Source organism: Pseudomonas sp. Eqa60 (assembly GCF_018326405.1).
Lineage (GTDB): Bacteria > Pseudomonadota > Gammaproteobacteria > Pseudomonadales > Pseudomonadaceae > Aquipseudomonas > Aquipseudomonas protegens.
Window position 1 is genome coordinate 6,753,209 of the sequence record NZ_AP024342.1, and the last position, 19,975, is coordinate 6,773,183.

At 65.4% G+C, this 19,975-nt stretch carries 16 protein-coding genes and 1 pseudogene; 10 read left to right on the forward strand and 7 right to left on the reverse strand.

The window, feature by feature from the left end; all coding sequences use genetic code 11:
* The first annotated feature begins 52 nt into the window (after positions 1-52).
* From rpoZ to KI242_RS30770, 4 genes are read left to right on the forward strand one after another with little or no spacing between them, the layout of a single operon-like run.
* Complete coding sequence (rpoZ, locus tag KI242_RS30755; RefSeq protein WP_007921129.1) at positions 53-316, forward strand: DNA-directed RNA polymerase subunit omega; 264 nt, start codon at positions 53-55, stop codon at positions 314-316.
* A gap of 57 nt (positions 317-373) precedes the next feature.
* Complete coding sequence (spoT, locus tag KI242_RS30760; RefSeq protein ID WP_011064232.1) at positions 374-2,479, forward strand: bifunctional GTP diphosphokinase/guanosine-3',5'-bis pyrophosphate 3'-pyrophosphohydrolase; 2,106 nt, start codon at positions 374-376, stop codon at positions 2,477-2,479.
* 24 nt (positions 2,480-2,503) lie between these two features.
* A complete protein-coding gene (locus KI242_RS30765) occupies positions 2,504-2,884 on the forward strand; it encodes a RidA family protein (RefSeq protein WP_125063455.1) in 381 nt (126 codons plus the stop codon).
* A 55-nt stretch (positions 2,885-2,939) separates the two neighbouring features.
* Positions 2,940-3,680: a hypothetical protein gene (locus tag KI242_RS30770; RefSeq protein WP_041120389.1), complete on the forward strand. Its 741-nt coding sequence runs from the start codon at positions 2,940-2,942 to the stop codon at positions 3,678-3,680.
* A 121-nt stretch (positions 3,681-3,801) separates the two neighbouring features.
* On the opposite strand, the gene KI242_RS30775 is transcribed toward KI242_RS30770, so the two are convergent.
* Complete coding sequence (locus tag KI242_RS30775; protein WP_212805786.1) at positions 3,802-4,659, reverse strand: SDR family oxidoreductase; 858 nt, start codon at positions 4,657-4,659, stop codon at positions 3,802-3,804.
* A 190-nt stretch (positions 4,660-4,849) separates the two neighbouring features.
* On the opposite strand from KI242_RS30775, the gene exbB reads away from it, so the two are divergent.
* The 6 genes and pseudogenes from exbB to KI242_RS30805 all read left to right on the forward strand — a co-directional run bounded on the left by exbB (position 4,850) and on the right by KI242_RS30805 (position 11,671).
* On the forward strand, positions 4,850-5,854 hold the full coding sequence (gene exbB, locus KI242_RS30780) for a tonB-system energizer ExbB (protein WP_011064235.1): 1,005 nt from the start codon (positions 4,850-4,852) through the stop codon (positions 5,852-5,854).
* Positions 5,855-5,860: 6 nt separating this feature from the next.
* Positions 5,861-6,289, forward strand: coding sequence for a TonB system transport protein ExbD (gene exbD / locus KI242_RS30785; protein WP_011064236.1), 429 nt, complete (start codon positions 5,861-5,863; stop codon positions 6,287-6,289).
* Positions 6,286-7,037: pseudogene (locus tag KI242_RS30790) on the forward strand (energy transducer TonB). The gene exbD and the pseudogene KI242_RS30790 overlap by 4 nt, the downstream one beginning before the upstream one ends.
* Positions 7,038-7,185: 148 nt before the next feature.
* Complete coding sequence (locus KI242_RS30795) at positions 7,186-8,106, forward strand: hydrogen peroxide-inducible genes activator (protein ID WP_011064238.1); 921 nt, start codon at positions 7,186-7,188, stop codon at positions 8,104-8,106.
* A gap of 9 nt (positions 8,107-8,115) precedes the next feature.
* A complete protein-coding gene (recG, locus tag KI242_RS30800) occupies positions 8,116-10,191 on the forward strand; it encodes an ATP-dependent DNA helicase RecG (protein ID WP_015637474.1) in 2,076 nt (691 codons plus the stop codon).
* A gap of 79 nt (positions 10,192-10,270) precedes the next feature.
* Positions 10,271-11,671, forward strand: a complete 1,401-nt coding sequence (locus KI242_RS30805) for an aminoacyl-tRNA deacylase and HDOD domain-containing protein (RefSeq protein WP_011064240.1) — start codon at positions 10,271-10,273, stop codon at positions 11,669-11,671.
* A gap of 58 nt (positions 11,672-11,729) precedes the next feature.
* Here the strand turns inward: KI242_RS30805 and KI242_RS30810 are convergent, their stop codons facing one another.
* The 6 genes from KI242_RS30810 to KI242_RS30835 all read right to left on the reverse strand — a co-directional run bounded on the left by KI242_RS30810 (position 11,730) and on the right by KI242_RS30835 (position 19,973).
* Complete coding sequence (locus KI242_RS30810; RefSeq protein ID WP_015637475.1) at positions 11,730-12,113, reverse strand: hypothetical protein; 384 nt, start codon at positions 12,111-12,113, stop codon at positions 11,730-11,732.
* 140 nt (positions 12,114-12,253) lie between these two features.
* Positions 12,254-13,183, reverse strand: coding sequence for a type VI secretion system-associated lipoprotein TagQ (gene tagQ, locus KI242_RS30815; RefSeq protein WP_011064242.1), 930 nt, complete (start codon positions 13,181-13,183; stop codon positions 12,254-12,256).
* 83 nt (positions 13,184-13,266) lie between these two features.
* Positions 13,267-14,949, reverse strand: coding sequence for an SUMF1/EgtB/PvdO family nonheme iron enzyme (locus tag KI242_RS30820; RefSeq protein WP_230493612.1), 1,683 nt, complete (start codon positions 14,947-14,949; stop codon positions 13,267-13,269).
* 22 nt (positions 14,950-14,971) lie between these two features.
* The gene (locus tag KI242_RS30825; protein WP_015637478.1) at positions 14,972-16,174 is read right to left on the reverse strand and encodes an ABC transporter permease; all 1,203 of its coding nucleotides are present in this window, start codon (positions 16,172-16,174) and stop codon (positions 14,972-14,974) included.
* Positions 16,174-16,890 carry an ABC transporter ATP-binding protein gene (locus KI242_RS30830; RefSeq protein WP_011064245.1) on the reverse strand — a complete coding sequence of 239 codons (717 nt, stop codon included), beginning with the start codon at positions 16,888-16,890 and terminating at the stop codon, positions 16,174-16,176. The genes KI242_RS30825 and KI242_RS30830 overlap by 1 nt, the downstream gene beginning before the upstream one ends.
* Positions 16,890-19,973, reverse strand: a complete 3,084-nt coding sequence (locus KI242_RS30835; RefSeq protein ID WP_212805787.1) for a serine/threonine-protein kinase — start codon at positions 19,971-19,973, stop codon at positions 16,890-16,892. Before KI242_RS30835 ends, KI242_RS30830 begins: the two co-directional genes overlap by 1 nt.
* Positions 19,974-19,975 lie beyond the last annotated feature (2 nt).

Sequence of the window (19,975 nt, forward strand, 5' to 3'; positions counted from 1 at the left end):
TCCGCTCGCCCATCCGGGCAGCGCGCATATTGCATTTGCTACGAGGAAGACCATGGCCCGCGTAACCGTTGAAGACTGCCTAGAACACGTGGATAACCGCTTTGAGCTGGTCATGCTCTCTACCAAGCGTGCCCGTCAACTGGCCACCGGCGGCAAAGAGCCGAAAGTAGCATGGGAAAACGACAAGCCTACCGTTGTCGCCCTGCGCGAAATCGCTGAAGGCCTGATCGACTACGCAGCCATCGCCGAAGCCGAAATCGTTGAAGATGAGCCGCTTTTCGCTGCTTTCGAGGACGAGTCCAACGAGGCCGTCTGAGCCTATGCCTGGTCGACGTAGCACGGCGCGGGATCACAGCTTACGGCAGGAGACATCATGCCGAGCATAGACGCCCTCGCCGATCGCTTATCGACCTATCTCGGCACGGACCAGGTCAATCTGGTCCGCCGAGCGTATTTCTACGCCGAACAAGCCCATGACGGTCAACGCCGTCGCAGCGGCGAGGCGTACGTCACGCACCCACTCGCGGTAGCGAACATTCTTGCCGACATGCACATGGACCATCAGAGCCTGATGGCCGCGATGCTGCATGACGTCATCGAAGACACCGGCATCGCCAAGGAAGCGCTCAGCGCGCAGTTCGGCGAAACCGTGGCCGAATTGGTGGATGGGGTCAGCAAACTGACCCAGATGAACTTCGAAACCAAGGCCGAAGCCCAAGCGGAAAACTTCCAGAAGATGGCCATGGCCATGGCCCGCGACATTCGCGTGATCCTGGTCAAGCTGGCCGACCGCCTGCACAACATGCGCACCCTGGAAGTACTTTCCGGCGAGAAGCGTCGGCGGATCGCCAAGGAAACCCTGGAGATCTACGCCCCCATCGCCAACCGCCTGGGCATGCATGCCATCCGCATCGAATTCGAAGACCTGGGCTTCAAGGCGATGCACCCGATGCGTTCCGCGCGGATCTACCAGGCGGTCAAGCGCGCCCGGGGCAACCGCAAGGAAATCGTCAACAAGATCGAGGAATCCCTCAGCCACTGCCTGGCCATCGACGGCATCCAGGGCGAGGTCAGCGGTCGCCAGAAGCACCTGTACGGCATCTACAAGAAGATGCGCGGCAAGCGTCGGGCCTTCAACGAGATCATGGACGTCTATGCGTTCCGCATCATCGTCGACAAGGTAGACACCTGCTATCGCGTACTCGGCGCTGTACATAATTTGTACAAGCCGCTGCCGGGACGCTTCAAGGACTACATCGCCATTCCCAAGGCCAACGGCTATCAGTCGCTGCATACCACGCTGTTCGGCATGCACGGAGTACCCATCGAGATCCAGATTCGTACCCGGGAAATGGAAGAAATGGCCAATAACGGCATCGCCGCCCACTGGCTGTACAAATCCAGTGGCGACGAACAGCCCAAAGGCACTCACGCCCGCGCCCGCCAATGGGTCAAGGGCGTGCTGGAAATGCAGCAACGCGCCGGCAACTCCCTGGAATTCATCGAGAGCGTGAAGATCGACCTGTTCCCGGACGAGGTCTACGTGTTCACGCCCAAAGGCCGGATCATGGAGCTGCCCAAAGGCTCCACCGCGGTGGACTTCGCCTACGCGGTACACACCGACGTCGGCAACAGCTGCATCGCCTGCCGGATCAATCGTCGCCTGGCGCCGCTGTCCGAACCCCTGCAAAGCGGTTCCACAGTGGAAATCGTCAGCGCCCCGGGCGCGCGCCCGAACCCGGCCTGGCTGAATTTCGTGGTCACCGGCAAGGCCCGCACTCATATCCGCCATGCTCTCAAGCTGCAGCGCCGCTCCGAGTCCATCAGCCTCGGCGAACGCTTGCTGAACAAGGTGCTCAACGGCTTCGACAGCTCCCTGGAAAAGGTCCCGGCCGAACGCATTCAGGCGATTCTCCAGGAATACCGCCTGGAACTGATCGAAGACCTGCTGGAAGACATCGGCCTGGGCAACCGCATGGCCTACGTTGTGGCGCGCCGCCTGCTGGGCGAAGGCGAACAGCTGCCAAGCCCGGAAGGCCCGCTGGCAATCCGCGGCACCGAAGGCCTGGTGCTGAGCTACGCCAAGTGCTGCACGCCGATCCCGGGCGATCCGATCGTCGGCCACCTGTCCGCTGGCAAGGGGATGGTGGTGCACCTGGACAACTGCCGCAATATCAGCGAAATCCGCCATAACCCGGAAAAGTGCATCCAGCTCTCCTGGGCCAAGGATGTCACCGGCGAATTCAATGTCGAACTGCGCGTCGAACTGGAACACCAACGCGGCCTGATCGCGCTGCTGGCCAGCAGCGTCAACGCCGCCGACGGCAACATCGAGAAAATCAGCATGGACGAACGCGATGGTCGCATCAGCGTGGTCCAACTGGTGGTCAGCGTGCACGACCGCGTACACCTGGCCCGCGTGATCAAGAAACTGCGCGCCCTGACCGGGGTCATCCGCATCACCCGCATGCGTGCGTAGCCCGTCCATTACAAGGAGTCATTCATGACCAAGACTGTTATCACCAGCGACAAGGCACCTGCTGCCATCGGCACCTACTCCCAGGCGATCAAGGCTGGCAACACCGTCTACATGTCCGGCCAGATCCCTCTGGACCCCAAGACCATGGAGCTGGTGGAAGGCTTCGAAGCCCAGACCGTCCAGGTGTTCGAAAACCTCAAGTCGGTAGCCGAGGCCGCTGGCGGTTCGTTCAAGGACATCGTCAAGCTGAACATCTTCCTCACCGACCTGGGCCACTTCGCCAAGGTCAACGAGATCATGGGCAAGTATTTCCAACAGCCTTACCCAGCCCGCGCCGCCATTGGCGTGGCCGCCCTGCCAAAGGGTGCACAGGTTGAAATGGATGCCATTCTGGTCATCGAGTAACACCCGCGGCGCAGCCCTCAAGGCTGCGCCGTTTTCGTTCTGAAAGGATTTCGTCATGCGCCAAGCGCTAGCTGTTTCGCTGCTCGCCGTACTGCTCGGCGGTTGTGCCAGCGACCCCGCCAAAAACGATGTGGGCGGCATCTGGATCAATCAGGTAGCGATCGACGCAGCCTCCAAGGGCGGCCCTTTGCGTGAAGCCCTCCAGGCCTACGGCCCGAACCTGGAATGGGAGCTCAATACCAAGGCTGGCCAGGCCCGCTACACCAACGGTTTCGAAACCGTCGAAGGCAAGATCATCGGCGACGGTTCCAGCACTGCAAAAGTCGAGTTCTATGGCAGCGCCGCCACCGACTTGAAGCGCAACGGCAAGCAACTGCTGCAAGTGGCCAACGACAATGAGCCCGAGCAGGTCTTCGACCGCCCCAAAGACCCCGCCCCCGAAGGCGCGCCACTAGGCGCCAACTTCGAGCGCGCCTTGTACTCGGCGTACCTGGGTGGCAAGTGGAAGATCGTCAACGGGCCGGGCCTGGGCAACGAAGTGCAGTTCCAGGCAAACGGCGCCGTCCAGGGCCTGCCGGGCGCCGATCGCTACGCCTTGTGCCTGGCTGGCGACTGCGCCTCGATGAGCGGCGGCAACGATAGCATCTGGCTGCAGCTCAACGGCCAGGGCAACTCCTGGATCTTCGTGCGCAAGGATCAACAGCTGGAGATCTTCCAGGCGGTGAATGCCGCCCTGGCGGATGAAGTGCCCTCGCTGACGCCGGGCAGCCAGCAGTGGTTGCTGGAAAAGCAGTAACTACCCTGTAGCCGCTGCCGCAGGCTGCGACAAGGTCCACAGGACCTTCGGCCTGTCGGCAGCGACGCCCTCGGGAAGCCGGTCGCAGCCTTCGACCGCGACCTCAAGCTGCTCGGGCAACTTAGCCCTGCGTCGTCAGAATCGCAGCATAACCTTCGCGATAACTCGGATAGCGCGGCACCCAGCCCAGCGCCCTGGCCCGGGCATTGCTGCAACGCTTGCTGCCGGTACGACGCACGCTGGCATCGTCCGCCCATTCGGTGACGCCCAGGTAATCGCGCAGCCAGTCGACGACCTCCGCCAGGGGCGCGGGCGCATCGTCCACGCCGATATAGCAATCATCCAGCGCCGTGCCACTGCGGTCCGCCTTGATCAGGAACGCCAGCAGGCCCGCGGCATCGTCCGCGTGAATACGGTTGCCGTACAACGGCGGCTCGATCGCCACGCGATAACCCCGGCGCACCTGGGTCAGCAGCCACTCGCGACCCGGGCCATAGATGCCGGTCAAGCGCACCACAGTGGCGGGAATACCGCTGCCCAGAGCCACCTGCTCGGCTTCCAGCATCATGCGTCCGGAGTAGGCCTGGGCCTCGGCCACGGAAGTCTCGTCGACCCACTCACCGTCCTTCTGCTCATAAACGCTGCTGCTGGAGACAAACAGCAAACGCTTGGGCGCCTGGCCGCGCTGCTTGAGCCAGCCCAGTACATGCTTCAGACCATCGACATAAGCCGCGCGATATCCGGCTTCGTCATGCTCGGTGGCCGCCGCGCAATACACCAGATAGTCCGCCGACTTCTGCGGCCATTGCCCGGGGCATTGCTCGCTGAACAGGTCACCTGCAATGCCCACCACCCCCTGTGGCAAGCGCGATACGTTGCGACGCAGGCCGTAAACCTGCCATTGCTCGGCCAGCAGTTGAGTCGCCAGGCGACTCCCGACATCACCGCAACCGGCGATCAATACAGAGGGGGAGGACATCAGAAAACTCCTTTGGGAAAGGTCAAGACTAGCCCTCGCACTGGACGAACGGCTAGCAATCAAGGAAAAAAAGATACTCTATTACTTCTGTTAACAAGAATTACTTGCAATAATAACCGCCCATTTTGTTCTCGGCCCTGCGAGGCCTAGAAGGACATTTCACCCTTTTCTCCTCTCAGGTCCGGCCAGCATGACAAGCAACCAACTCTCCGTCTCGCCAACCAAACGCCCAAGCCCGCTGCGCGCCATGAGCGCGGTTGCAGCGCTGTTGTGCAGCCTGCTGCTGGCACCGACCGCAGCCTTTGCCGACCAGCACGCCCCAGCCACCGCCGCAGCCCCTGCCGCGACCGCTCCAGCCGCTGAACATACGGCCACCGACCCGACCGCTCCAGCCGCAGCCCCAGTGGCCGGCGAGCCAGTCCAGGCCGAAGGCCAGCCCGCTATCGGCGAAGACGCTCCTGAAGTCCTGGAGGCCGACAACACCCTGGGCATGGCCCATGACCTGTCGCCGTGGGGCATGTACCAGAACGCCGACATCATCGTGAAACTGGTGATGATCGGCCTGGCCATCGCCTCGATCATCACCTGGACCATCTGGATCGCCAAAGGCTTCGAGCTGATGGGTGCCAAGCGCCGCCTGCGCAGTGAAATCGCCGCACTGAAAAAGGCCACCACCCTCAAGGAAGCCAGCGCCACCGCCACCAAGGAGGGCACCCTGGCCAACCTGCTGGTGCACGATGCCCTGGAAGAGATGCGCCTTTCGGCCAACAGCCGCGAGAAGGAAGGCATCAAGGAGCGCGTCAGCTTCCGCCTGGAGCGCCTGGTGGCTGCCTGCGGCCGCAACATGAGCAGCGGCACCGGCGTGCTGGCTACCATCGGTTCCACCGCGCCGTTCGTCGGCCTGTTCGGCACCGTGTGGGGCATCATGAACAGCTTCATCGGCATCGCCAAAACCCAGACCACCAACCTTGCCGTGGTTGCCCCCGGTATCGCCGAAGCCCTGCTGGCCACCGCCCTGGGCCTGGTTGCCGCGATTCCCGCGGTGGTGATCTACAACGTCTTCGCTCGCTCCATCACCGGCTACAAGGCCCAGGTCACCGACGCCTCGGCCGAGGTCCTGCTGCTGGTCAGCCGCGACCTGGATCACCAGCCGAACGAGCGTTCCGCACAACCGCACATGGTGAAAGTGGGGTAATCAGCCATGGGCTTGCATTTGAAAGAAGGCGCAGGCGACGACCTGGCCGAAAACCACGAGATCAACGTCACGCCGTTCATCGACGTGATGCTGGTGCTGCTGATCATCTTCATGGTGGCCGCACCGCTGGCCACCGTGGACATCAAGGTCGACCTGCCCGCCTCCAGCGCCAAACCGGCGCCGCGGCCGGAAAAACCGGTGTTCCTCAGCGTCAAGGCCGACAAGCGCCTGTTCCTCGGCGAAGACGAAGTCAAGGCTGAAACCCTTGGCGCCATCCTCGACGCCCGGACCCAGGGCAAGAAAGACACGACCATCTTCTTCCAGGCCGACAAAGGTGTGGATTACGGCGACCTGATGAGTGTGATGGACACCCTGCGCGCGGCCGGATACCTGAAAGTCGGCCTGGTCGGACTTGAGACGGCAGCCAAGAAATGATCACGACGCGCCAAAGACTGACGCGTTACAGCGGTAGCCTGGCGGTGGTGTTGGGCGTCCATGGGTTGGCGATCCTGCTCGCCCTCAACTGGTCCAAGCCACAGCCCATGCCCATCCCCCCCAAGCCATGGTGGTGGAATTGGCACCTGCCCCTGTGCCGCCTCCACCGGCGCCGCCGAAAGTGGTGACCCCACCACAACCGCCGGCCCCCGTGGAAGAACTGCCGTTGCCGAAACTGGCCGAAGCGCCGAAGCCGACCATCTCGGTACCCAAGCCGGTGAAGCAGAAGCCCAAGCCGCAACCGCCAAAGCCGGTGGTCAAGCCTGAGCCGCCCAAGGAAAAGCCTTCCGAGGAAAAGCCCAGCGACGCCCCGGTCACACCGGCTCCGTCCAAGCAGCCCGCTCCTGCGACCCCTGGCCCGTCACCGGCCCAGGCCGCCGCCAAGGCTAACTGGCAGGGGGAATTGCAGGCGCACCTGGCCAAGTACAAGCGCTATCCGAGCGAGGCTCAGCGTCGAGGCAAGGAAGGCACCAACTCCCTGCGCTTCGTCGTCGATGCCGAAGGCAAGGTGCTGTCCTATGAGCTGGTAGGCAGATCGGGCAATGCCGATCTGGACCGGGCCACCCTGGACATGATCCGTCGTGCCCAGCCGCTGCCCAAGCCACCGGCAGACATGCTCAACAACGGCAGCGTGGAAATCACCGCCTCGTACAACTACGAGATCGACCGCAGCCGCGGCCGCCGCTGATCCACCGCAAGGGCACCTTCAAGGTGCCCTTCGCGTTTGTGCCGCCTGAAGCAGGCATTGGCGGGTGTCGCATTCCACCCTCGGTCTGATAACGTGCGTCTATCGATTGCAGCCGTTATGCTTGGCCGCAACCTCACGGACGCCCGCTATGACTCTTACAGAATTGCGCTACATCGTTACCCTCGCCCAAGAGCAGCACTTCGGCCATGCCGCCGAGCGCTGCCATGTCAGCCAGCCCACCCTGTCGGTCGGCGTGAAAAAGCTTGAAGACGAACTCGGCGTGCTGATTTTCGAGCGCAGCAAGAGCGCCGTGCGCCTGACCCCGGTGGGCGAGACCATCGTCGCCCAGGCGCAAAAGGTCCTGGAGCAGGCCCAGGGTATCCGTGAGCTGGCCCAGGCCGGCAAGAACCAGCTGACCGCACCGCTCAAGGTCGGGGCGATCTACACCGTCGGCCCCTACCTGTTCCCGCACCTGATTCCCCAGTTGCACCGGGTCGCTCCGCAGATGCCGCTGTATATAGAAGAGAACTTCACCCACGTACTGCGCGACAAACTGCGCAACGGCGAGCTCGACGCGATCATCATCGCCCTGCCGTTCAACGAGGCCGATGTCCTGACCCTGCCGCTGTACGACGAACCCTTCTATGTGCTGATGCCCAGCGGCCACCCCTGGACCAAGAAGGAAACCATCGACGCCAACCTGCTCAACGACAAGAGCCTGTTGCTGCTGGGCGAAGGCCACTGCTTCCGCGACCAGGTCCTGGAGGCCTGCCCGACCCTGACCAAGGGCAACGACGGCGCCAAGCACACCACCGTGGAATCCAGTTCCCTGGAAACCATCCGCCACATGGTCGCCTCCGGCCTGGGCATCTCGATCCTGCCGCTGTCGGCCGTGGACAGCCATCACTACGCCCCCGGGGTGATCGAAGTCCGCCCCCTGACCCCGCCCGTGCCGTTCCGCACCGTGGCCATCGCCTGGCGCGCCAGCTTCCCGCGGCCCAAGGCCATCGAGATCCTCGCCGACTCGATCCGCCTGTGCTCGGTGGCCAAGCCGCCCGCCGCGAGTTAAGCGCTCGCAATGACTGAGCTGTCGAAAGTGCCGGTCACGGCACTCAAGGGCGTCGGCGAAGCCATGGCCGAGAAGCTGGCCAAGGTCGGCCTGGAAAACCTTCAGGACGTGCTGTTCCACCTGCCCCTGCGCTACCAGGACCGCACCCGCGTGGTGCCGATCGGCGCCCTGCGCCCTGGCCAGGATGCTGTGATCGAAGGCACCGTCAGTGGCGCCGATGTGGTCATGGGCAAGCGCCGCAGCCTGCTGGTGCGCCTGCAGGACGGTACCGGCGGCCTGAGCCTGCGCTTCTACCATTTCAGCAATGCGCAGAAGGACGGCCTGAAGCGCGGCACCCGTGTGCGCTGCTATGGCGAAGCCCGGCCCGGCGCCTCGGGCCTGGAGATCTACCACCCGGAATACCGTGCCATCAGCGGCGACGAGCCGCCGCCGGTGGACCAGACCCTGACACCGATCTACCCCCTGACCGAAGGCCTGACCCAGCAGCGCCTGCGCCTGCTGTGCCAACAGAGCCTGGCCCTGCTGGGCCCGCGCAGCCTGCCCGACTGGCTGCCGGAAGAGCTGGCCCGGGACTATCAGCTGGCGCCCCTGGACGATGCGATCCGCTACCTGCATCACCCGCCGGCGGACGCCGATGTCGACGAACTGGCCCTGGGGCACCACTGGGCCCAGCACCGCCTGGCGTTCGAGGAATTGCTGACCCACCAGCTGTCCCAGCAGCGTCTGCGCGACAGCCTGCGCTCCCAGCGCGCCCCGGTGCTGCCATTGGCCAGGAAACTGCCGGTCAAGTACCTGAAGAACCTGGGCTTCGCTCCCACCGGCGCGCAACAGCGCGTGGGCAACGAGATCGCCTACGACCTGAGCCAGCCCGAGCCCATGCTGCGACTGATCCAGGGCGACGTGGGCGCCGGCAAGACCGTGGTCGCCGCCCTGGCCGCCCTGCAAGCACTGGAGGCCGGCTACCAGGTGGCACTGATGGCGCCGACGGAAATCCTCGCCGAGCAGCACTTCATCACCTTCAAGCGCTGGCTCGAGCCCCTGGGCCTGGAAGTCGCCTGGCTGGCAGGCAAGCTCAAGGGCAAGGCCCGCAGCGCAGCCCTGGAACAGATTGCCGGTGGCGCACCGATGGTGGTGGGCACCCACGCGCTGTTCCAGGACGAAGTGCAGTTCAAGAACCTGGCCCTGGTGATCATCGACGAACAGCACCGCTTCGGCGTGCAGCAGCGCCTGGCCCTGCGCCAGAAAGGCGTGGGCGGCCGCCTGTGCCCGCACCAGTTGATCATGACCGCCACGCCGATCCCACGAACGCTGGCCATGAGCGCCTACGCCGACCTGGACACCTCGATCCTCGACGAACTGCCTCCCGGTCGCACCCCGGTGAACACCGTGCTGGTGACCGACAGCCGGCGCATCGAAGTCATCGAGCGGGTACGCGCCGCCTGCGCGGAAGGGCGCCAGGCCTACTGGGTCTGCACCCTGATCGAAGAGTCCGAGGAACTGACCTGCCAGGCCGCGGAAACCACCTTCGAAGACCTTTCCAGCGCCCTGGGCGAATTGCGCGTAGGGCTGATCCACGGCCGCATGAAGGCCCCCGAGAAAGCCGCGGTGATGGCCGAGTTCAAGGCCGGCAACCTGCAACTGCTGGTGGCCACCACGGTGATCGAGGTCGGGGTCGACGTACCCAATGCCAGCCTGATGATCATCGAAAACCCCGAACGCCTGGGCCTGGCCCAGTTGCACCAGCTGCGCGGCCGGGTCGGGCGCGGCAGCGCCGCCAGCCACTGCGTGCTGCTCTACCACCCACCGCTTTCACAGATCGGTCGCCAGCGCCTGGGCATCATGCGTGAAACCAACGACGGTTTCGTCATCGCCGAAAAGGACCTGGAGCTGCGCGGCCCCGGGGAAATGCTCGGCACCCGGCAGACCGGCCTCCTGCAATTCAAGGTCGCCGACCTGATGCGCGACGCCGACCTGCTGCCGGCGGTACGCGATGCCGCCCAGGCCCTGCTGGAGCGCTGGCCGGACCATGTCAGCCCGTTGCTGGAGCGCTGGCTGCGCCACGGACAGCAATACGGCCAAGTGTGAACCAACACTCAGTTAGTGAACCCTCGCCATAACCAAGCTGGTTATACTCGTCAAATTGTAGAAAAACGGATACCAGACCATGACAGAAGTTGCCCTCGACATTGCAACCCCACACGCTCCGTCTGTTATCCGGTTGCTGCTCGGCAAGCTGGCCATCAGCTACAACGAAGTGATCGACCAGCCGGGCCTGCCGGCTGCGCGCAAGGTCCAGGCGGTACTGCTGGACGACGCCGTCGGCGCGCTGATGGTGCTGTTCCCGCAGAGCCAGTTACTGGACCTCAACCGCCTGGCCGAACTCACCGGCCGCCGCCTGACCGCCGTTTCCACCGAACGCCTGGAGCGCATGCTCGGCAAGCACAGCCTGAGCCTGCTGCCCGGCCTGCCGGCGCTCACCAGCTCACCGTGCCTGTACGAAGAAAGCCTGCTGCGCGAGCCCTGCCTGCTGATCAACTCCGGCGAGCCCGGGGTACTGCTGGAGATCACCAGCGAAGCCTTCAAGAGCATGCTCAGCAAAGCCAGCGCCGGCAACTTCGGCGAGCCCCTGAGCAGCATTCGCCCCAACCTCGACCGCCCGGACGATGACCGCGAGGAGATCTCCCAGGCGATGCAGGCCTTCACCGCGCGGCGCATCCAGCAGCGCCTGGAAGCCACCATCGAGATCCCGCCCCTGGCGGAAACCGCGCAGAAGATCATCAAGCTGCGGGTCGACCCCAACGCCACCATCGACGACATCACCGGTGTGGTGGAAACCGACCCGGCCCTGGCCGCCCAGGTGGTCAGCTGGGCCGCCTCGCCCTACTACGCCTCGCCCGGCAAGATCCGCTCGGTGGAAGACGCCATCGTCCGCGTGCTGGGCTTCGACCTGGTGATCAACCTGGCACTGGGCCTGGCCCTGGGCAAGACCCTGAGCCTGCCCAAGGACCAGCCGCAGCACGCCACGCCTTACTGGCAGCAGTCGATCTACACCGCCGCGGTGATCGAGGGCCTGACCCGCGCCATGCCCCGTGCCCAGCGCCCGGAAGCCGGCCTGACCTACCTGGCCGGCCTGCTGCACAACTTCGGCTACCTGCTGCTGGCCCACGTGTTCCCGCCGCACTTCTCGCTGATCTGCCGGCATTTGGAGGTCAACCCGCACCTGTGCCACAGCTATGTCGAACAGCACCTGCTGGGTATCAGCCGCGAACAGATCGGCGCCTGGCTGATGCGCTACTGGGACATGCCGGAAGAGCTGTGCACCGCCCTGCGCTTCCAGCACGACCCGAGCTACGACGGCGCCTATGCCGAGTACCCGAACCTGGTGTGCCTGGCCGTGCGCCTGCTGCGCAGCCGGGGCATCGGCTCCGGGCCCCACGAGGATATCCCCGACGCCCTGCTGGAACGCCTGGGCCTGACCCGGGACAAGGCGGACGACGTGGTGAGCAAGGTGCTGGAAGCCGAAGTACTGCTGCGGGAACTGGCTTCGCAGTTCAGCCAGGCCTGAGTCCATTCGCCGGCCCGCCCACTCCTGCAGGAGGCGGCTTGCCGGCGAAGTTTCCCGGTCAAGCCTTGGGCTTGGCCTTTTTCGGTTTCAGGTACTTGGTCAGCCCCTGGAACCAGATCACCAGGGCCGGGTTGCCCTTGATCTGGATCGACTTGTCCTGAATACCGGTCATGAATGCCAACTGCTTGTTCTTCGCCTGCAGGGTGGCGAAGCCGTAGGCGGCATCCTTGAAGGCGATGGCGAATGCCGGCTCGGGATAGAACCCCGAACGGCTGGTGACGCGCTGGTCCTTGACGAAAAAATGCCGAGCAACCTTGCCGTCGAGCGTCTGCAGCTGGAACACCAGCTCCTTGTCACCCAACTGTTGCTGGAAAGCAGGATTGTTGCGGCTGGCTTTGCCCATCAACAGGCCAAGCACCCAGAGAAGAAAACGGAATTTCATGCACGGCGCCTCAGTGGAATTATTGGATGGCCGGCGCAGTTTAACCTGTAACTCGAAGAGCGCCAGCCGATCTGTTCGATTGCTCGGAGATCGGCTGGCGTTCAACGCTTATCGCGACATCTTGTCAGACAATCGCCAACTCAGACGTTAGGGCAAGGCACCGGTGCCCAGTCACCCAGGTCCGGGTTCTTGCACATGCTGTTGACCTGGGTCTGGCCGGTGGTCGCGACCTTGTTGCTCTCGGCCTGCTTGATCTTGGCATCCTGGATCGACCTCTCGGTGCTCACCGCTTCCTGAGGCACGGTCGGCAGCTTGGGCTGCTTGACCTTCTGTGGCTGTTTTCTCTTGCCACCGGTGGTCACCGTGGTGGTATCGGCGGTGGCGACTTTCACCACGTCGGTACGCTGCACGCCCACTTGCTGCAGATCCTGCTCGTAGGCCTGGTTGTACTTGCTCAGGTCTTCGCTGGCACGGCCGTTCACCGCGGTGATCAGGTCGTTGGACTCCTTCAGGCCGCTGACGATTTCCGCCAGGCGCTTGCGCCCTTCCACGTCATTGATGGTGTTGGCCTTGCGGGAGCTGATCAGGCTGTCGAAGGCGCGCTGGTAGCAGGTCTGGGAAGCGCGGGCATAGGCCGTGCTGCGGTCGATGTCGGCCGCGCTCTTGTTGACGTCGGCAGCGTAGGAAGCGATGCGCTGGTTGTCGTCGGCGATCTGCTTCTGGCGCTCGGTGTAGTAACCGGCTGCGCCACCGGCCAGGGCACCGCCTGCGGCACCGATGGCGGCGTTGCGGCCACGGTGGTCGCCGTCACCGGTCAGGGCACCGAGCAAAGCGCCGCCGGCAGCGCCCAGGGCAGCACCGGTGACCACCGACTTGGTCATGTCCGAATCCGTGGCGCGCAGGTGCTGCACCGGCTCGTAGCAGCTCGGGTAGTACTCGACCTTGGTGGTCGAGGCGACCTTGGACACCGGAGAGGTCGCGCAACCGGTCAATACGGTGCTGAACCCGGCGGCAACCAACAGCAGGTGACGCTTGGACGTTGAAGCAAATGGGTTGCGGGAAAAAAGCATGTTCGTGATCTCGATTAAGTTTGACCAACTCGGCGCGACGCAATGTCGTCCGAGATCCTCCAGGCTCGACAGACAGCGGCCGGTCATGACTTCTGACCGGTCGATGCGAGCAGTTCCTTCAAAATCGTCGCCGGGTCGGCTCGCCGTTGTTGGCGATAATTCCCGACATGGCGAACGAATAACGTAGCGCGCGTCACCAGGCTCTTGCCGAGCACCGGCTTGCGATTGAGCTCTTCCTTGATTCGTTGAAATTGCGCCTGGATCACCGCGTCGGTGTAACGGGTGCCCGTGGCCAGGTTGTCGATGTAGATCGCCACCGCCCCGTCCAGCGCGCTGCGGCCGTTGTCGATGGCTTCGGCGAACAGCTTGGCGCTGGGCTCGTCCTTGGCATCGATGGCCTGCTGCTGGCTCTTCTTCAGGTTGGTCAGGCGGATGTTGTAGTTGTTGATGGTCTCGGCCACCAGGGCCGACGACTGGATCAGGTTGCCGGCCGCTTCCTCGCGCTGCTGAGCGATCAGCGAGACGTTGCGCTTGAGCTCTTCGTTGACCAGCCCCAGCTCCGCCTGCAGGCGCGGGTCGACGCTGGCGGCGATGATGGCGTCCAGGCGCTTGGTGGGGTCCTGGGCGTCGTCGATGGCATCGGTCAGGGACGCCAGGCGGCCCTCCTTCTGCCACTGGGCAAACAGCTCCTTGTAGCGCGAACGGGGCGCCGACAGCGCGCCGATGGCCACCCGGAAACCGGTGGTTTCGTTGCTCTGCTCAGTGCCGTCGGCGCCAAACAGCGGGTACTCGCGGCGCATCCCGGTGAACAGCGTGCCTTCGCCTTCCAGGTAGTTGCCGCCCTTGACCACGAAACCGCCGTAGGTGCCCTGGCGGCGCCCGGCGCGCACCAGCTGGAAGGACTCCTGGACCATCTCGGCGGCGTTGCCGATCACGTCGAACATGCCGATGGGGTTGGGCAGCTTGGTGCCGATGGGCATCAGGCGCGCGGCCTGGCCGGTGCCGCCGGCCACCTGGTTGAACACCGCCCAGTCCGCCAGCGGGCCGTCGTCTTCGCTGCCCTCCACGCGCCGCGGGAACAGGCGGCCTTCCAGCTCCTGGCGGCTGACCGCCTGGCCGCCGCGGGCGGCGTATTCCCACTCCACCTCGGTGGGCAGGCGCACAAAGCCCAGGCCACCGTCTTCCGAGGAACTGCCACGGCCGCTGACCGGCAGCAGGTCGCGGTGGTTCTTCATCAGCCAGGCGCTGTACACCGCGGCAAAGCGCTCGGCCTCGAAGCGCGACAGCTTGACCTTGGGCAGGCGCCCCTGCAGGCCCTCCGGCGCCTCACAGGCCGGGGCCGGATCACCGCTGGCCAGGGACTGGGCCTGGGCCATGACCTGGGCGTACTGGCGGGCAGTGACCTCGTACTTGCCGATGAAATACAGCATTGGCTTGAGGGGCACCCCGGCGCCACTTTTCGGCAGCGCCGGGCCAATGGTCTTGCCCCAGGCGCCAGGCAGGTCCTTGAGGGTGAACTGGCCGTTGATGTAGTCCCGCCGATAGCCGGAAATGAACGACTGCTGGTAACCGCTCTCACCCTCGCTGAAGGGGTAGCCGAGGTTCACCTCACGGTCGTCCAGGGTGCCCTGGGCCAGCACGTAGACGTAGCGGAACACCATCTCGCCGTCGCAGGGCAGCGGCAGGCTGACGTCGTCCGGCAACGGCTTGGGGTTGTCCATCTTGTTCGCCGGTTCTTCGGCCCACACGGCCCCGGCCAGGGTCATGGCCAGCACGGTGCTGATCAACTTATACATCGCGAATTCCTTCACAGGCTTCTATGCGCGACACCCGCCAGCCGCCCAGCGCGGCGGCCAGGGTACTGACGCCCAGCGTCGCCAACAGGGCCAGCCCGTAATGGGCCGGCAGCAGGTGGCTGGCGTATTCGCCGGGCGCCTGCATGAACAAATGATTCAGCCCGGCCTGGGCCAGGCCATACAGGGCGCCGCTCAACAGCGCGGCAAAACCGGCGCTGTACAGCGCCTGGGCCACCACGAACAGCAGCAGCGCACCGGTGGAAAACCCCAGCAGGCGCAACACCGACAGCTCCCGGCGCTTGCGCTCCACCGCCGCCAGGGCCCCGGCGAAGATCGCCGCGAAGGCACCCGCCAGGGCCAGCCCGGCGATCACCCAGAAGACGATGGCCAGGTTGCGGCTCAAGGACTGCACCTGGGCTATGGTCTGGGCCTGGGTCGACACCAGCAGGCCGCGCTCGGCGAAATACAGACGCAATGGCTCGACATCCCCCAGGTCGCGGGCATACAGGCGAAACGCCGGGTAAACCCGCTGCCCGGCAGTTGCCTGGGCATCGCCGAGCCAGCCCAGGGCCGCCACAGCGCGTCCGTCGCGGTAATCCTCGGCGGCCTCCAGCAGCGCCAGCGGGGCGAACAGCGCGTCCCGGGCAAAGGCCTCCAGCGGCAGAACGCCCTCCACCTGGACCCGGGTCCGCTGTACCTCGCTGCGCCCCGCCACCTGCCGGCCAAAGGTCGCCTGCAACCAGTCCCCCGGCTGCACCCCAAGCTTCTCGGCGGCGGTGCGGCTGAGCAGCACGCCACTCATGCCCCGGGGCGCCGGCAAGCGCCCGAGCAAGGGGTCGCCGGCCGCGGTGGGGAGCATCTCCACGGTCAGGCCGATATCCCCCGTGCCCCGGGACAGGTCCGCGGTGGCGGCGATCTGCCGGGTACGCGGCAAGGCAAAGGCCACGTCCGGACGCTGCCCCAACTGGGCGATGAAGTCGGCGCTGAAGCGCCCGCCGCCCAGGGGAATGATCTCGCGCACCGCCGGGTCCTTTTCCAGGCGCTCGGTGAGGCTGCTCACCAGCCCGAACTTGAGCCCGAACAGCACCAGCAAGGGGGCGATCACCGCCACCAGGGCCAGCACCGAACAGGCCGACAGCCAGCTGTCGGCCCGGTAGTCCTGCCAGGCCAGTGCCGCGGTCAGGGAGGCGCGCATCAGCAGGCCTCCCCAAGCGTGGCAGTGACTCCGCCATCGGCGTCGCGCTGGCAGGCGATGCGTCGTACCTGCAAGCCGTTGGCCCGGGCCAGGGGTTCGTCGTGGGTGGCGATCACACAGCACACCCCCTGGTCCCGCGACTGCTGCACCAGCAGTTGCATCACCCGCTGAGCGTTCAAGGGGTCCAGGGCCGCTGTCGGCTCGTCCGCCAGCAATACCTGAGGGTTGTGGGCCAGGGCCCGGGCGCAGCTGACCCGCTGGCGCTGGCCCACCGACAGCGCGGCGGGTTTCTTGTGCAACTGGTCGGCGATCTCCAGGCGCTCGGCCAGGCGCCGGGGAATGCCCTCGTCCGCCAGCCCCAGCAACTGCCGGGGCAGGCTGATATTCGCGCGCACGTCGAGAAAGCCCAGCAGGCCGCCGGTCTGCAGCACATAACCCAGGTGCCGGCTGCGCAACTGCGCCAGCGCGCTGTGGCCGTCGCCGCGCCAGATCCCGGCAATGTCGATGGCATCCCTGGCCGGGGAGAACTCGAAGCGCGCCGCCGAATCCGGGGCCAGCACCAGCGCCAGCAGGTCCAGCAGCGTGCTCTTGCCGCAACCGCTGGGGCCGACCACCGCCAGTTGATCACCGGCACGCAGTTGCAGCCTGGGGATCACCAGGCTGTAGCGTTGGCGACCCTCGCCGCGGCTCTTGTGCACCTGCGCCAGATTGAGCATCACGGCAGGGTCGACAACGGAACGCGGTACAGGGCATCACCCGGCTCGGCATCACCGAAGCGCACCCAGTTGGCCAGATCGTTATGGAAGGTTTCGTAGAGGCGGATCTTCGAATCCAGCTCGTCGATGAAGTCTTCCTGCTCGGCCACGCTCAGGGACAGCCACAGGTCCTGGGTCATGTTCAGCGACTTGCTGCGGTACGGCAGGCCTTCCAGGTATTCCCCCAGCACGCCGCCGTCGGCCAGGTTGCCGCCCTTGCGCAGGGCCGACGGGTCGCGGCTCATGTAGGCACTGGCGCTGGCGATTTCCTGGAAGAAATCCTTGGGCGAGGTCTGGGTCTTGCGCGCCGCGTCGACGATCAGTTTCAGCGACTGCTGCAAGTCGTTGAGTTGCAGCTTGGTGAGCATCACACAGACCTGGAACGCCGGCAGCGCCGGGTTGGTCAGGTCGCGGTCGGCGGTCCAGGCGCTGACCAGCTGGGGCGCCTGGCTGGCGGACTTGCGGCCGAGGAAGTCCATGTGCATGGCGTAGCCGATGGCCGCCGACTTCTGCGCGATGCTCGGCGCCGCCGCCAGCACCGGGACTTCCTGGCTCTGGTTGCTGCGCACCTGATGCACCAGGTCGGCGAACACCGTGCCGATCTCGTCGACCCGCTCGCCGAACTTGCCCACATCGCCGCCGGGCACCGGAATGTACAGGTCGCCGATCTTCGGGTTGGCGTCGGCGGTCAGCACCCGGTACTGGGTTTCCGCCTGGGCGTGGTTCTTCTTGCCGGCATCGGTACGCAGGTGCAGGGCGTAGATCTTGATCTGCTTGCCCAGGGCTGCCTGGCGCACTTCCGCCTCGTTCATCTGGGTGCGGCTGTAAGGGTCGTTCTTGCGCAGCGCCCCGGCATCGCTGACCAGCAGGATCAGGCGGCCGCCATAGCCCTTCCAGTCCATGCCCTCCACGGCCTGCATCACGCCGGCAAAGGCGTCTTCGTTGAACGAATGGCTGGAGACGCTGGTGGCCTTGACCTGGCTCACCAGCTCCTGGAAGCGCTGGGGATCGCGACCCTGGTCCAGGGTCACCAGGGTCTTGGCCACGTACTCCAGGCCCGGGGTCTTGCTGGTGTTGTTGCGAAAGCCCACCAGGCCGAAGCTGACGCTGTCCAGCTCGCCGCGCTGGGCGATCTTGCTTTGCAGCTCGTGCACCACATCGCGCACCTGGTCGATGTAGGGCTGCATCGACACCGAGGTGTCCACCACCAGCACCACCGCAGTGCGGAAGGCATCGCCGGCCGCCGGAGGAGTATTGGCCGGCAGGCGCTTGCCGCTACTGTCACTGATGCTCTGCGGGCTGTTGCCCGGGTCGATGGAAGCCACATTGAGCAACTGCACCGGCTGGCCGTTCTCGTCGAAACTCTCCTTGGAATCGAAGATCGGCAGCAGGTAGAACTGGTCCTGTGGCACCGCGCTGGCGTTGGGTTCCAGGGCCAGCACCTGCTGTTCGTCCTGGGGATTCTTCTGTGCCTTGAGCAGCAGGTTCTTGGCCGCCGCAGGGTCCGCCAACAAACGCTCCAGCTCGCTGGCCTGACGCACGAACATCACCGGTGCACGACCGGAACGCTCGGTGAATTTCAGCACCAGACTCTGCTTCCAGTCGCTGACCTGTTCGGCCGGCAACCAGCCGGCGCTGCGACCGTCACTGGCGGCCCCCAGGCGCAGCCAGGAGTGGCCGTCGAGGTTCTTGCGCTGATACACGTAGAGCACCGAGAACGCCGGCACCGCCTGGCCCGGCGCAGCCCCAGGCTCACTGGAGAAACTCGCCCCTGGCTTGCTCAGCACCCGCTGGAACAGGGTTTTCTTGCCCGGCATCAGCAGCGGTCGCTGGCCGCCGTCGACATCCGCGGCCACCGGCTGACTGGCCGGGGGCGCCACCACCGCAGGCGTGGTGCCGGCTGTCGAGGCGGTCTTGGGTTCTGGCGCCGGGCTGTCGCCCGACAGCCACCAGTAACCGGCGCCCGCCACTGCCAGGGCCACCGCCACAGCGACGCCGGCCAGGGCCAGCACCGGGCCGCGCCGCTGTTCGGAAGGCCCGCTGCCGGCTGGCGGCAGATTGGCCGTGCGCGGCGGCGCAGGCGGCTCCTCGGGCGGCTCGCGGCGCGGCGCCGGTCGGGGCGCCTGCTGCGGGATCTCGATGGACACCGGGGTCAGCCCGGCCAGGTCGTTGCCCTGAGGTACAGGCTGCGACGCAGCCTGGGGTGGCAGCGGCAAGGGCTGGATCAGCGTCGCTTCCACCTCGGCGGTGGCGGCCGGCAGGTTGTCCAGGGCCGCCAGCAAGGCGGCGGCATCCGGGTAGCGCTCGGCCGGGTCCTTGGCCAGCAGCTTGCGCAGGATGTGCTGGTAGCGACCGTGGTGCAGCGGCAGCTCCGGCAGCGGCTCGGTCAGGTGGGCCAGGGCCGTGGACAGCGCGTCGGTGCCGTTGTAAGGCAGCTCGCCCACCAGGATTTCATACAGCACCACCCCCAGGGCATAGAGGTCGGCGCGGCCGTCGATGTCCTGGCCACGAGCCTGTTCGGGGCTCATGTAGCTCGGGGTGCCCACGGCAAAACCGGCCTGGGTGAACTGGGTGCGGTCGTCCAGGGACTTGGCGATGCCGAAGTCCGAGAGCACCGCGGTGCCGTCGGCGCGGAACAGGATGTTGGCCGGCTTCACATCGCGGTGTACCAGCCCCTGGGCATGGGCATAGCCCAGGGCCGAGGCGATCTGGCGGATATAGGTCAGGCCCTGCTCCGGGGTCAGCCCGGCGGCGATGCGCTCTTTCAGCGTGCCGTTGGGCAGGTACTCCATGGCCATGTAGTACAGCTCGCCGACATTGCCGATGTCGTGGATGGTCACGGTGTGCGGGTGCGACAGCCGCGCCAGGGTCTTGCCCTCGCGCAGGAAGCGCTCGCAGAAGCTCGGGTCGGCGGCCAGCGCCGCGGCCATCACCTTGAGTGCCACCTTGCGTTCCAGGGAACGCTGGGTCGCCAGGTACACGCTGGCCATGGCGCCTTCGCCAATTTCGCCCTGGATGTCAAAGCCGGGAATCAGAATGTCCATGG